Origin of the sequence: Salipiger pentaromativorans (assembly GCF_024721115.1) — a bacterium.
Lineage (GTDB): Bacteria > Pseudomonadota > Alphaproteobacteria > Rhodobacterales > Rhodobacteraceae > Salipiger > Salipiger pentaromativorans.
Genome location: NZ_JAMDHK010000023.1, coordinates 23,607 through 36,899 on the forward strand (window position 1 = coordinate 23,607; position 13,293 = coordinate 36,899).

15 protein-coding genes are annotated in these 13,293 nt (G+C 66.2%); 4 read left to right on the plus strand and 11 right to left on the minus strand.

The genetic code is table 11. The features are described from left to right. Positions 1-34 precede the first annotated feature (34 nt). Positions 35-3,490 carry a chromosome segregation protein SMC gene (gene smc / locus M4578_RS23610; protein ID WP_258095602.1) on the minus strand — a complete coding sequence of 1,152 codons (3,456 nt, stop codon included), beginning with the start codon at positions 3,488-3,490 and terminating at the stop codon, positions 35-37. 189 nt (positions 3,491-3,679) lie between these two features. Between smc and M4578_RS23615 the strand changes: the two genes are divergently transcribed. Continuing rightward, positions 3,680-4,138 (plus strand): GNAT family N-acetyltransferase, encoded by a 459-nt coding sequence (locus tag M4578_RS23615; RefSeq protein WP_258095603.1) that lies wholly within the window; start codon positions 3,680-3,682, stop codon positions 4,136-4,138. 65 nt (positions 4,139-4,203) lie between these two features. Here the strand turns inward: M4578_RS23615 and M4578_RS23620 are convergent, their stop codons facing one another. Beyond that, positions 4,204-4,602 carry a hypothetical protein gene (locus M4578_RS23620; RefSeq protein WP_258095604.1) on the minus strand — a complete coding sequence of 133 codons (399 nt, stop codon included), beginning with the start codon at positions 4,600-4,602 and terminating at the stop codon, positions 4,204-4,206. A gap of 130 nt (positions 4,603-4,732) precedes the next feature. On the opposite strand from M4578_RS23620, the gene M4578_RS23625 reads away from it, so the two are divergent. After that, positions 4,733-5,944 (plus strand): TsoY family (seleno)protein, encoded by a 1,212-nt coding sequence (locus M4578_RS23625; RefSeq protein WP_258095605.1) that lies wholly within the window; start codon positions 4,733-4,735, stop codon positions 5,942-5,944. 157 nt (positions 5,945-6,101) lie between these two features. Next, positions 6,102-6,662 carry an HdeD family acid-resistance protein gene (locus M4578_RS23630; protein WP_258095606.1) on the plus strand — a complete coding sequence of 187 codons (561 nt, stop codon included), beginning with the start codon at positions 6,102-6,104 and terminating at the stop codon, positions 6,660-6,662. A gap of 18 nt (positions 6,663-6,680) precedes the next feature. Here M4578_RS23630 and M4578_RS23635 read toward each other — a convergent pair whose 3' ends face one another. From M4578_RS23635 to M4578_RS23660, 6 genes are all read right to left on the minus strand, one after another. Next, positions 6,681-7,490: a division plane positioning ATPase MipZ gene (locus tag M4578_RS23635; RefSeq protein ID WP_258095607.1), complete on the minus strand. Its 810-nt coding sequence runs from the start codon at positions 7,488-7,490 to the stop codon at positions 6,681-6,683. A 208-nt stretch (positions 7,491-7,698) separates the two neighbouring features. Beyond that, positions 7,699-8,262, minus strand: a complete 564-nt coding sequence (locus M4578_RS23640; protein ID WP_258095608.1) for a F0F1 ATP synthase subunit B — start codon at positions 8,260-8,262, stop codon at positions 7,699-7,701. A 4-nt stretch (positions 8,263-8,266) separates the two neighbouring features. Next, complete coding sequence (locus M4578_RS23645; RefSeq protein WP_258095609.1) at positions 8,267-8,818, minus strand: F0F1 ATP synthase subunit B'; 552 nt, start codon at positions 8,816-8,818, stop codon at positions 8,267-8,269. 86 nt (positions 8,819-8,904) lie between these two features. Further along, the gene (locus M4578_RS23650) at positions 8,905-9,129 is read right to left on the minus strand and encodes a F0F1 ATP synthase subunit C (RefSeq protein ID WP_009505655.1); all 225 of its coding nucleotides are present in this window, start codon (positions 9,127-9,129) and stop codon (positions 8,905-8,907) included. A gap of 77 nt (positions 9,130-9,206) precedes the next feature. Next, a complete protein-coding gene (locus M4578_RS23655; RefSeq protein WP_258095610.1) occupies positions 9,207-9,989 on the minus strand; it encodes a F0F1 ATP synthase subunit A in 783 nt (260 codons plus the stop codon). Then, positions 9,979-10,326, minus strand: coding sequence for an AtpZ/AtpI family protein (locus M4578_RS23660; RefSeq protein WP_258095649.1), 348 nt, complete (start codon positions 10,324-10,326; stop codon positions 9,979-9,981). The genes M4578_RS23655 and M4578_RS23660 overlap by 11 nt, the downstream gene beginning before the upstream one ends. Positions 10,327-10,576: 250 nt before the next feature. Between M4578_RS23660 and M4578_RS23665 the strand changes: the two genes are divergently transcribed. Next, positions 10,577-10,912: an ArsR/SmtB family transcription factor gene (locus M4578_RS23665; RefSeq protein ID WP_258095611.1), complete on the plus strand. Its 336-nt coding sequence runs from the start codon at positions 10,577-10,579 to the stop codon at positions 10,910-10,912. Positions 10,913-10,964: 52 nt separating this feature from the next. On the opposite strand, the gene M4578_RS23670 is transcribed toward M4578_RS23665, so the two are convergent. From M4578_RS23670 to M4578_RS23680, 3 genes are all read right to left on the minus strand, one after another. Continuing rightward, positions 10,965-11,813, minus strand: a complete 849-nt coding sequence (locus M4578_RS23670; protein ID WP_258095650.1) for a DMT family transporter — start codon at positions 11,811-11,813, stop codon at positions 10,965-10,967. A gap of 26 nt (positions 11,814-11,839) precedes the next feature. After that, the gene (locus M4578_RS23675; RefSeq protein ID WP_258095612.1) at positions 11,840-12,721 is read right to left on the minus strand and encodes a LysR family transcriptional regulator; all 882 of its coding nucleotides are present in this window, start codon (positions 12,719-12,721) and stop codon (positions 11,840-11,842) included. Between the two features lie 216 nt (positions 12,722-12,937). Next, positions 12,938-13,192 (minus strand): hypothetical protein, encoded by a 255-nt coding sequence (locus M4578_RS23680; protein ID WP_258095613.1) that lies wholly within the window; start codon positions 13,190-13,192, stop codon positions 12,938-12,940. Positions 13,193-13,293 lie beyond the last annotated feature (101 nt).

Below are 13,293 nucleotides of genomic sequence, written 5' to 3' on the forward strand. Positions count from 1 at the left end.
CGCCCGGTCCCCGGATACCGGCGAGGGCCCCGCCTCAGGCCACCATCTTCTCGGCCTTCTTGAGATCGACGGAAACGAGCTGGGACACCCCCTGCTCCTGCATGGTCACGCCAAACAGCCGATCCATCCGCGCCATGGTCACCGCGTGGTGGGTGATGATCAGGAACCGCGTCTCGGTGCGGCGGCACATCTCGTCGAGCAGATCGCAGAACCGCGTCACATTGGCATCGTCGAGCGGCGCGTCCACCTCGTCCAGCACGCAGATCGGCGCCGGGTTCGCCAGGAACACCGCAAAAATCAGCGCCAGCGCGGTCAGCGTCTGTTCTCCGCCCGAGAGCAGCGACAGGGTCGAGAGCTTCTTGCCCGGCGGCTGGCACATGATCTCCAGACCAGCCTCCAGCGGGTCGTCGCTTTCGACCATCACCAGATTGGCCTCGCCGCCGTTGAACAGATGGGTGAAGAGCATCGAGAAATTGCTGTTCACCTGCTCGAAGGCGGTCAGCAGCCGCTCGCGCCCCTCGCGGTTCAGGCTCGCGATGCCCGAGCGGAGCGTCTTGATCGCCTCTTCCAGATCCTGCTTTTCCGACACCAGCGTGTCGTGCTCTTCCTGCACCTCCTTGGCGTCCTCCTCGGCGCGCAGGTTCACCGCCCCCAGCGCGTCGCGCTGGCGCTTGAGCCGGTTCACCTCGGCCTCGATCTGCTCGGAGCCCGGCATCTCGTCGGGCGCGGCGCCCAGCCGTTCCAGCAGCTTGGCAGGCGTGGTTTCCTGCTCGTCCTGAATCCGCTCGGCGGCATAGTCCACCGTCTCGCGCGCCGCCTCGACCCGCGCTTCCGCCCGTGCCCGCGCCTCGCGCGCCTCCGAGGCCGCGCGTTCCGCGTCCCGTTCCGCCCCGATGGCCTCGCGCAGCGCGCTTTCCGCCCCCGAAAGCTTGTCGGCGGCGGCGGCCTTGCGGGCCTCGGCCGTGGCAATCGCCTGGCTCAGCTCGTCACGCTTGGCGGCCAGCTCCGCGGGCGCCGAGGAGGCCTCTTTCAGCTCGACCTCGGCACTCGTCTTGCGCTCGGCGAGTTCGGCGCTGCGTTTCTCGGCGGTCTCCAGCCGGTGGCGCCAGCCCGACAGCTCTTTGGTCACCTGCTGCGACCGTGCCTTGCGGGCATCGCCCTCGCGGCGCAGCTCGTCATGAGCCGAGCGCTTGGCCATCATGGTCATGCGCGATGCCTCGACGGTCAGCTTGATGTCCTCGACCTCGGCACGGGCGCTGTCGAGATCGCCCAGTTCCGCCACCGCGCGCTCCGCCTCGATCACCTGCTTGCGGGCGCCCGTCGCCTCGTCCTCGTGGCGCGTCACCGTCATGGACAGGCTTTCCAGCTTGCCCTCGGCCATGTTGCGGTCGGCCTCGGCGCGGTTCATCGCGCGGGTGGCCTCGTTCAGCCGCTGATCGGCCTCGCGCCGCGCCTCGCGCGCCGCCTTGTCCGCCAGGGTCAGCTCGGCCAGGCGCGCCACCAGCGCCTCATGCGCCGAGCGCATCCCATCGACCCGCGCCGTCGCCCGCGCCATCTCCTGCTTGAGCGCCTCAAGACGGTTCAGCTGTTCAAGCCGCAGCGCCGCCGCCGAGGGCGCATCCTCGGCCCAGGCGCGGTAGCCGTCCCAGCGCCAGAGATCGCCCTCGAGGCTGACCAGACGCTGCCCCGGTTTCAGAAGCGGTTGCAGCCGCGGGCCGTCATCGGCCTCGACCAACCCGATCTGCCCCATGCGCCGCGTCAGCACATCGGGCACCGAGACATGCAGCGTCAGCGCCGTGACCCCCTCGGGCAGCGGCTGATCCGCCGTGTAGGGCGGCAGCACGGTCCAGCCCGTGGGCCCGTCGAAATCGACCTCGGGCGCGCGCAGATCGTCGGCCAACGCCGCCCCCAGCGCCTTTTCGAACCCCTGTTCCACCTGAAGCCGGTCGAGGATCTGCCCGCCTTCCGCCGTGTCGCGATCGAGCAGCCGGGCCAGAGCGGTCACCTCGGCGCGCAGCGCGTTGAACTCGCCCTCGGCCTCCGAGCGCTCTGCCCTTGCCTCGGCCTCGCGCGCCTGCGCGTCGGCGCGCGCCGCATCGGCATCGGTCAGCAGCTTCTCGGCGCGCTCGGCCGTAGCCTGCGCCGCATCGGTGCGGGCCTCGGCCGCAGTCATCGCCTCGGCGGCGCCCGCAAGCGTCTGCTTCGCCGCGGCCACCGCCTCGCGCGCACGCGCCGCCTCGCCCTCATGACGCTCCAGCGTCTTGCGCGAATCCGCCAGGAAACGGTGCGCCGACTGATGCCGCGCCGCCAGCCGTGCCACATCCTCGGTGCGCTGTGCGAGATCCGCCTCGCGCGCCTGCAACAGCGATGCCGCCTCGCGCGCCACCTCGGCGGCCTCGGTCAGCCGGTCGTCATGGCCCTCGCCCGCCTTGGCAAGCTCGCGTGCCTCCCAGTCGAGCCTCTCGATGGTCTCGCCCGCGTCGCGGTTGAGCCCCGCCTCGCGCTCCATGTCCTTGCCCATCTGCTCGATCCGGCGGGTGAGCCCGGCGATGGTTTCCGCCGCGCGCTTTTCCTGATCGGCCAGCGTGTCGCGCTGCACCGACAGGCGCTGGAGGATCGCCGCCGCGATGGCCTCTTCCTCGCGCAAGGGGGGCAGCGCCTCTTCCTTGTCGGCCCGCAGCTTGACCGCGGCCCGCGCACCGCCTTCCGCCTGTGCCGCCGCCGTGACCTTTTCGCGATACCCGGCCTCGGCCTGCAACCGCGCCTCATCGGCCTCGCGCCAGCGGCGATAGAGCAGCATCCCCTCGGCGCGACGCAGCTCCTCTCCGATGGCCCGATACCGCGCGGCCTGCTTTGCCTGCCGTTCGAGCTGCGCAAGCTGCGTCGCGAGCTGCTCGATCACATCATCGACCCGCAGCAGGTTCGCCTCGGTGTTGTTCAGCTTCAGCTCGGCCTCGTGGCGACGCTGATAGAGCCCCGAGATGCCGGCGGCCTCTTCCAGAATGCGGCGGCGGTTCTTCGGCTTGGCGTTGATCAGCTCAGAAATCTGGCCCTGCCGCACCAGCGCCGGAGAATGCGCGCCGGTCGAGGCATCGGCAAAGAGCATCTGCACGTCCCGCGCCCGCACATCCTTGCCATTGGCCTTGTAAGCCGAGCCCACGTCACGGGTGATCCGCCGCACGACGTCGAGCTGGTCGCTGTCGTTGAACCCCGCCGGCGCGAGCCTGTCGGAATTGTCGATGGTCAGCGAGACCTCGGCAAAGTTGCGCGCCGGGCGCGTGGACGCGCCGGCAAAGATCACATCTTCCATCCCCGCGCCGCGCATCGCCTTGGCCCGGGTCTCGCCCATCACCCAGCGCAGCGCTTCCAGCAGGTTCGACTTGCCGCAACCGTTCGGCCCCACGACCCCCGTCAGCCCCTCGGCGATGACGAGGTCGGTGGGATCGACGAAGCTCTTGAACCCCGTCAGTCTGAGACGTGAAAAACGCAAATTCGGCGGCCCTGATTCCGGTTTGTCCTGAAGTGTGAGGTCTGCGCCGGGCACGAGTCAAATGCTTTGCGCTGGATATGGACACTCACGCGCCATTATCCACAACATATTGCGATAATTCGCAGGAAACCGAGGCTTGACGGAGCGCATGTTAGCGCGTTTCATCTTTCGACCAGCCAGGAGCCGCCGATGCCGCTTGCCATTCATCCCGTTTCGCCCCGCGATCCGCGCGCCATGGCCCTGCTGTCCGAGAGCCATGCGCTGATGAACGCGCTCTTCCCGGCGGAAGAGAACCATTATCTCGACATCGACGCGCTATGCGACGAGGGCATCACGCTATTCGGCGCCGAGGAAAGCGGTGAGCTTCTGGGCTGCGCGGCACTGGCCCGGCGCGACGGGTATGGCGAGGTGAAATCCATGTTCGTGGCACCCGAGGCGCGGGGGATCGGGGTCGCCCGCCGGCTGCTGGCGCATCTGGAACGCGCGGCGCAAACCGAGGGGCTGCCGATCCTGCGGCTTGAGACGGGCGACCGGCTGGCCGCCGCGGTCGCGCTTTACGAACGCCAGGGCTATACCCGGCGCCCGCCCTTCGGCGCCTATGAGGCCAACACCTCGAGCCTGTTCTACGAGAAGCCGGTCAGCGCCTGACACGGGGCCGGATCGCGCCCGCAACCGGGCGACGGATCGGCCGCGACCGTGCTCGATACCCGGTCTCAATACTCGGTACAGTCCATCGACGCGCTTCCGCCCAGCCGGTCGGAATAATAGGCCCCGAAGATCTCGCAAGAGACCATCCGGCGGCGCGGCTGTTTCGGCGCCGGCTCGCCTTTGCAGGAAAGCCCCATCACCATCATTGCGGGATCGCCCGTCACCCACATCGGTTCGCAGCCCGTTTCCAGGAATACCGCGCGTTTCGCCCGCGCCGCGATCGGATCGAACCGGGCAGGAAATTCCGGGCTGGTCCGGATCACCTCGGCCATCCGGTCGCGAACCCGAATCGTAAAGCGCGATCCCTCGATCTCGCGTTTGACGGGCGGCACGCCGCGAAACCCGGGGCCGGCCATGTCGCAGGCCACCGCCAGAAGAAGCGCCAGGAAGGTTACATGTCTCATGGCTCCACTAACGCCGATCAAGGTTAATCACGGGTTAAGAGCGCCGGGGGGACAGGCTGTCGCAGGGGCTTTACATGCTAAATTCGGAATGTATGATGTATTCCATATTCAGAATACAACGGAGGCCGTCATGACCAAGACGCTCGCACGACCTGCGGATACCTATACGCCGACCTATTTCCTCGCCTCGCTCGGCGCGGGCGGCACGGCGGTGTCCTTCTTCATGTATCTCTTCTTCTGGGTGCCCCATCCCGGCCAGCCCGTTCCCGTCTTCGAAGACATCGCGGCGGCCTGGGCCAAAGGCGTGCTGCCGCAACAGATCGGCATCGTCGTGGCGATGCTGGGGATTGCCCTCTTTGCGATCCTGAACATCAAGTCGCTGATCTGGAACCTCCAGGCCTTCGCCGCCTTCAAGAAGACGCCGGCCTGGGAAGAGATGAAAAACGCCAATACCGAAAGCTCGGCGCTTGCCATGCCGCTGGCGCTGGCCATGTCGGTGAATGTGGGCTTTGTGCTGGGACTGGTGTTCGTGCCCGGGCTCTGGCGCGTGGTGGAGTATCTCTTTCCCGCCGCAATGGTGGCCTTTGCCCTGATCGGCATTCTGGCCTTCCGGCAACTTGGCGCCTTCCTGGGCCGGGTGCTGTCGAAGGGCGGGATCTTCGACGTGACCGCGCATAACTCCTTTGCGCAGCTTCTCCCGGCCTTCGCCATCTCGATGATCGCCGTGGGCTTTGCGGCGCCCGCCGCGATGAGCACGAACCCCGCGACCGTGGGCACCGCGCTGGTGCTGTCGACCTTCCTCGGCATCACCGCGATCCTCTACACCGTCATGGCCGCCGCGACCGCGCTGAATTCCATGCTGCACTACGGCACCGCGCGCGAGGCAGGGCCGACCCTGCTGATCATCGTGCCGATCATGACCGTGCTGGGGATCATGTTTCTGCGCCAGGAACATGGAATGCATGTCACCTTCGACGTGCAGACCAGCGCCGGCGAGACGATGATCTTCCTCGCCCGGATGCTGTCGGTGCAGGTGGTGTTCCTGCTGCTGGGCCTGACCGTGCTGCGCGCGCAGAACTACTTCCACGATTTCGTGCTGGGGCCCAAGACCTCCGCCGGATCCTATGCGCTGGTCTGTCCGGCGGTGGCGTTGTCGGTGATGATGCAGTTCTTCATCAACAAGGGGCTTGTCGCCTCGGGGCTGGTGGACAAGTTCGGGCTGGGCTTCTGGCTGCTGACCGGCGTCGCGCTAGCGGCCCAGGCAGTGGCCATCTGGCTGATCCTGCGGCTCAACCGCCAGCATTTCGGGCGCCCGCAGGCGCTTGCCGTGCCCGCCGAATAACCTCCCTCCCTTTCGGCGGACCCGAGACCGGGGCCGGATCGCAGGATCCGGCCCCGTTTTCCCTGCCATGTCCCCCGCGCAAAGCGGCATCGCCCTCTTGTGATGGAACCCGGTGCCACGCTTCATCGTTGCTCTTGCACAGATAGGAGATGCTTCGATGACCGACCACAGCTCTCACTCCCGCCACCCCTCTCAACGCAGGCTCTCGGGTCCTGACTGGCGCTGGCTGCTGGTCTTGGGCGCTTTGCTGATCGTCGGCGGCGTTCTTGCCTTCCTGAACCCCTTCGCGGCCTCGCTCACAGTCGTGGCGCTGGCTGGCAGCGTATTCGTCCTGGGCGGGGTGCTACAGCTCTGGATCGCCTTTCAGGACCGTGGCGGCGGTGCCGGGCGCATGCTCGCCGGTCTTCTGGGGCTGATCGTGCTGGTGTTCGGCGTGGCGCTTCTCGCGAACCCGATGGCGGGGATCCTGTCGCTCACGCTGATGATCGCGGGGTTCTTTCTGGCGCTCGGGGCGCTGCGCATCTGGCTCGGGTTCTACCTGCGCGCCCATGCCGGCTGGGGCTGGCTGGTGGCCGCGGGCGCAGTCTCGGTGGCGCTGGGGCTTCTGATCGTCCTGGCCATGCCCGAAGCCGCCGGCGGGCTGCTGGGCCTCTTCCTTGGGGTAGACCTGCTCAGCTCGGGCGTGGGCGTTGCCGCCCTTGCCCTGCGGATGCGCTGAGCCGGCCCGGAAGACGCCTCAGAACCGCACATCGACCTCCGGCAGGTGCAGTGCGCTCATCAGATCGCGCAGTTCCTGCCGCGCCGCCACGTTCGAGATATTGAGCTGCTTGACCCCGACATCCTTGAGATCGAGCAGCGTCAGCCCGCGCGGAAAGAGTTCGCGGAAGATCACCCGCTCGGAAAAGCCCGGCGCGATACGGAACCCGATCCGCTTGGACAGCCGTTCGAGCGCCTTTTCCATCTTCATCTTGTTGATCATCTGCTGCGCGCCCAGACGGTTGCGCAGAACGATCCAGTCGATGGGTTTCAGCCCCGCCTGCGCGCGCAACTGCCGCGCGTTCCAGACCATCTCGGAATAGACCGACGGCCCAAGGATCTTTTCACCATCGTTGTCGATCCGCGCCAGCAAATCGAAATCCACGAAGCTGTCGTTGAGCGGGGTGATCAGCGTATCCGCAAGCGAATGCGCGACCTGGCTCAGCCGCGTGTGCGAGCCGGGGCAGTCGATCAGGATGAAATCCGACTCGGCCTCAAGCGCCGAAACCGCCTTGCTCAGCCGGTGATCATAGGCGTTCTCGCCCGGCGCCAGCGCACCCTGCTCGATCTCCGGCAGCTCCATATAGCTGGGGCCGGGCAGGCTGACGCCCTCGCTCTCCAGATAGCGGCGGCGGTTGTCGCAATAGCGCCCCATGGTGCGCTGCCGCAGGTCGAGATCCAGCGCGCCGACACGGTGTCCCATCCGCGCCAGCGCGGTTGCCACATGCATCGAGACGGTGGATTTTCCCGCCCCGCCCTTCTCGTTCCCGACGACGATGATATGTGCCACGCTGCCCTCTTGTCCTGATGTCCACATGTTCCGCTGTGGTGGCGCTGCGGCTACCGTATCTGGGGGAAGGCGACAAGAAAAGTCTCGCTCCCCCAACACAGAGACACGCGGGGCAAAACGTGTTCCCCGCGCCGCAGCCCCCCTTGGCGGCAACCAAAAAGCCCGGCCAGTGCGGCCGGGCTTTTCGCAAACGGGTCCGGGCCCGAAATCAGTGCAGCTTGGCGCCCACTTCCGCGATCGACTCGTCGATCAGCCGGTCCTTGTCGGCGGCGCTGGTCTGCTGCACGATCACGTCGCGCGCAGCGGCCACGGCCACCACGGCGGCCTGGTCGCGCACTTCCTTCACGGCCGAAGCCTGCGCCGCGGCGATCTGGTCTTCAGCCGTGGCAAGGCGGCGGGCGATCGACGCTTTCAGATCCTCGCGGGCCTGAGCGGCAGCGTTCTCGGCCTCGTGCTTGGCATTGGCCACGATCTGCGCGGCCTGCTCCGATACTTCCTGCTGCTTGCGCTCGTAAGAGGCAAGCAGGGTCTGGGCCTCTTCGCGCAGCGCGCGGGCTTCGTCCAGCTCGTTGCGGATGTCCGTGGCGCGCTTGTCGAGCTGCTTGCCCAGCAGTCCCGGCACCTTGAAGTAGATGAGGACCGCAAGGAACAGCAGGAAGCCCAGCAGCACGACGAAGTCGGTGTTGCGCAGCGAGAAGAACGGGCCCGATGCGGCCAGCGCGGGGCTGGCCAGGAAGGCGCCGATGGTGCTGGTGATGATCAGCTTGCGCATGGGCTCACCCTTTCATCCGGTTGCCAACGGCTGCCGAGATGGTCGCGGCATCCGCCGACCCGCCCAGCGCGGCCACGATGGCCCCGGCGGTGTCCTTGGCGACAAGCTCGACATTCTCCAGGGCCGAAGCCCGGATGTCGGCGATCGCCTTTTCGGATTCCGCGGTCTTGGCAGCAATCTGAGCGTCGGCGGCCTCGACCGCCTCGTCCAACTGCGCCTTGATCTCGTCGCGGGTTTTCTGGCTGATGGCCTGCGCTTCGGCGCGGGCATCGGCCAGCGCTTTTTCATAGGCCTTCTCGGCATCGGCCGCCTGACGCTTCAGCTCTTCGGCGGCAGCGATGTCGTTGGTGATCGTGCCATGGCGCTCGGCCAGGACCGATGCGATCCGCGGCAGAGCGATGCGCGACAGCACGAAGAAAGTAACCACCAGCGCGATGACCAGCCAAAAGACCTGGTTCGGGATCCAGTCGGCGCAAAGCTGCGGCATCCCGATGGCAGAGCCGTGGGAATCGACGCAGATACCGGCAAGATCCTCGGCGATAGGTTCTGTCGCCATGTCGTCCTCCGTCGGAACGTTGTCTCTACATCGGGCGGCCCGTCAAAGACGGCGCCGCCCGGGCGTAAGGATAGTCGTTCCGTCGATTAGACGGCGAACATCAGCAGCAGAGCAACGAGGAAGGAGAAGATGCCCAGAGCTTCGGCGAATGCGATGCCGATGAAGAGGGTCGCGGTTTGCGACGCAGCAGCCGACGGGTTGCGCAGAGCGCCCGACAGGAAGTTGGCGGCGACGTTGCCCACACCGAGAGCGGCGAGACCCGTGCCGAGACCTGCGAGACCTGCGCCGATATGTGCGAGTTGACCTTCCATGGTGAAATCTCCTTACGTCTGGAAGTTGGTCGATAGGGGTGTGCGGTTGTCCGGCGGGCGGCTTGCCCGCCGATCATTCAGTGATGCGGATGCAGTGCGTCTTTCAGATAGACGCAGGTGAGGATCGTGAACACGTAGGCCTGAACGAAGGCCACCATCACCTCAAGCCCGTAGATCGCGGTGATCGCGACGATCGACAGCGGCGAGATGAGAGCGAGGCCGGCGAAACCCGCGAAGACCTTGATCACCGCGTGGCCGGCCATGACGTTGCCGGCAAGACGGATGGAGTGGCTGACCGGGCGCACGAAGTAGGAAATGATCTCGATGATCGCGAGCACCGGGCGCAGCGCCAGCGGCGCGCTCGACACCCAGAAGAGGCTCAGGAACGACGCGCCGTTCTTGACGAAGCCGATGATCGTCACGGTGAGGAACACGCAGAGCGCCAGCACCACGGTGACCGCGAAATGCGAGGTGGTGGTGAAGCTCATCGGGATCAGGCCGAGGAAGTTGGAGATCACGATGAACATGAACAGCGTCATGATGTAGGGGAAGTAGACGAGCCCGTCCTTGCCGGTCACGTCCTCGACCATCTTGTAGATGAAGCCATAGGCCATCTCGGCCACCGACTGGCTGCGCGAGGGGATGACCGCGCGGCGCGAGGTGCCCAGCACCATCAGGCCGGTGATGACCAGAATGGCGATCAGCATCCACAGCGTCACGTTGGTGATGGTGAACATGCCCACCGCGCCGTCGCCGAAAAGCGGCTTGACGATGAACTGATCCATCGGGTGGAAGACCAGGCCGCCGGCATCCGTGCCGTGTTCCGCCATCTCTGCACCGTGCGTCGCTTCAGTCGCCATCGCGATCCCTCTTCTCGTCTTCTCCGGCCGCGTCGGCCGTTTGCGCCTTCTGGATCTCGGCAGCGCTCCGCATCATCACCCGGACGCCCGCCACAAGACCCAGCACTGTGAACAGCACCATAAGAAACGGGGTCGTGCCAATGAGCACATCCAGCCCGTATCCGATGCCGAAGCCAATCCCGAGACCGGCCACCATTTCCGTCACCATGCGCCAGGCGAGCTGCGCCTGGGAATAGTGCTCCTCCTGATGCGTCCGGTCGCTGTCCCGAGCGGCTTTCACCGCCGCGATCTTCGCCTCCAGCGCGTCGAGTTGCCGCTTTGGATCGGGATCGCCCACCATTCTGCCCCATCAGGAGTTTCGCGATGTTGCTATGCGGCGGGGAGCTCTGAGTCAAGAAGCGGTGAGCACCATATTCAGGCGCCTTACCCCACTGAAATCAATGCATTTCTCACATTTCCCCATTTGCCCGGGCGCCCTGCCAACAGCAGTTAGCGCCAACGCCACGCTTTTCCCATATTCAACCCGGCGGTTGAGTTTATCCGGCAGGGCGCTTGACGCACCCGTCCGCAGCGCGGCTTATGACGGCATGACCGACCCGCTTTCCACCGTCTTCGCCGCGCTGGCCGACCCGACGCGCCGCCGCATCCTTGCGATGCTGCTCGAGGACGACATGGCAGTGACCGATGTGGCGGAACCCTTCGAGATGTCGCTGGCGGCGATCTCGAAACATCTGGCGATCCTCGCCGCGGCGGGGCTCATCAGCCAGGAAAAGCGCGGCCGGCTGAAATGGTGCAAGCTCGAGCCTGACGCGTTGCGCGACGCATCGGTCTGGATGACAAGTTTCGGTCTGGTCGAGCCGGTCAATCTCGATGCGTTCGAACGCTTCCTGACGCAGGAACTGGATCTGCCGCCGGAGGGGTGAGCGACAAAAGTCTTCCAAGACTTTTGCAAATTCCTTCGAAGGAATTTGCCCGTCACTCCTCCTTCAAAAGCAGCACCAGAGCCAGCACCGTCATCGCCACCCCCACCAGCAACAGCGCCGGCGGCACGCCCTTGCCCAGCGCGATCTGCCACAGGATCACCCAGGAAGGGGTCAGATAGGTATAGGCCATGACCTTGGCCGAAGGCAGCCGCAGCGCCGCGAATTGCAGCAGCACCGCCGTGGCCGCCGTCGCCGCCACCGCCGTATAGACGATGGTCAGCCAGACGATTCCCGGCAGCGCCGCCCAGTCCACCGCCATCAGATCGCGCCAGCCCCAGAGCAGAAGCAGCACCATCCCCGCCGTGTTGGTCCAAAGCGTGAAGATCAGCGCCGACTCGCCCCGGTTCAGCTTGCGCACCATGGGCGCATAGATCGCATGCGACACGCAGCCCAGGAAATACACCGCCTCGCCCCGGCCGATCTCGAAGGCCAGCAAGGCACGCGGATCGCCGCGAAAGATCACCCAGAGCGCTCCGACCGCCCCCACCGTGAGCGCCAGCGCCATGCGCCGCGTCATGCGCTGGCGCACCAGGAGCCAGCCGAACCCCGCCGCCATCAGCGGCGTCAGCGTGAACACCGCCGACATGCTCACCGGCGCGGCGGTCTTGAGCCCCTCGAACATCAGCACGAAATAGGCGATCATCATGCCGCCCAGCACCGCATAGCGCCACGGCGCGGCCAGCGAGACCCGCGTGACCTTGCGCTGCGCCAGCGCCACCGCCGCCAGCAGCGCCACCGCCAGTACGAAACGCACCGCGTTCAGCGCGGTCGGCGCAATATGCGGCGCGGCCATGGACCCCAACGCGAAAGAGCCCGCGACGAGCGCCGAGAAGCTCAGCATGGCCAGATGGCCCTGTGCAGCGGGAGTCACCGGGCGTCGCGCTCCGCGGCATAGGTTTTGAGATGGCGCAGAAAGGCCTGAACCTTGGGCGTGCGGTGCAGATCCACATGGGTCACCAGCCAGAGCGGCGACGACCATTCGTCGCGCGGCGGCAGGATCTGCACCAGCCCCGGATCCGCGGCGGCCTCATGCACCGGGATGAACCCGAGCCCCACGCCCGCGCGCACCGCCTCCTGCTGAACCCGCCCGTCCTCGGCGCGAAAGACCACATGGTCGAACGAGACGTGCTGCTTCATCCAGACATTATAGGGCGCCCGCGATTCCGGATCGTCGTAACCGACAAAGACATGCCCGGCGAGCGCGCCCTCATCCGCCGGCGTGCCGTGCACCGCCACGTAGCTTTTCGCCGCATAAAGCGCGACGGCCTGCTGCTCGAAGGGTTGCACCACATTGTCGGGCTCCTGCGGCGCCGCCCCGGCGCGCAGCGCCACATGCGCCTCGCCATATTCCAGACGGAACAGCCGCGCCCCGGTGAGATAGCGCACGATCACCTCGGGATAGGTCGCACGGAACGAGGCCAGCGCCCCCACCATCAACGGCGAGAAGTTGATCAGCGAGGTGACCAGCAATTCCCCGGACACCCCTTCGCCCCGGCCCTTGATGCGACCGGCGAGCTGCTGGAACTGGTCGTCCGTTGTCTGCGCGACCCGCGCCAGATCCTGCCCCGCCTCGGTGGGCGTGTAGCCGCGCGCGTGCCGCTGGAACAGCTTGACGCCCAGCCGGGCCTCCAGCGCATCAATATGACGGATCACCGTGGCATGATGCACACCCAGCACCTCGGCCGCGCCGCTCACCGTCCCCAGACGCGCCACCTGAAAGGCGGTGCGGATCTCGTCCCAATTGGTCATAAGGCTCACCTGTGCGGAAAATCACAATCCGCCCCGATATGACGCCTCCGCGTTCAGAAGTGCAATGGGGCCGGCACGGTTCCGTTGCACCCGTCGCCGGTGCCACAGCGGAAAATCGCTCTTGCCAAAAAGAAATGCGCCCGGAAGACCCGGACGCATTCTGAATTCGATAGCTGCGGCACCGGCAAACCGGTGCGCGCCCGCAGGATCGCGCGATCAGTGCGGCAGCGAAACGATCGGGGTCTCGACCGACGAGCTGGAGGAGCTCGACGAACCGCCCGAGGATGCCAGGATGGCCAGCAGGGCCACGGCACCGATGCCGGCGGCCACGCCTTCGGACATCGACGATTCTGCGGCCAGCGCATAGGGATCGTCGTCATCGGTCGCGCCGCTCGGGTCGGAAGCGTAAGCTGCGGAGGTGGCCAGCATGCTGACGATGGCGGCCGAAGTCATAAGATTTTTCAGTTTCATGCGTCACCTATAAAATGAGCGTTTCAGATGCTTTCTTAACGGCAGATTGCCGAATCTGCCAGCCCGAATCCCGGAGGCAGCGGTTTTTCGCACGAAAACTG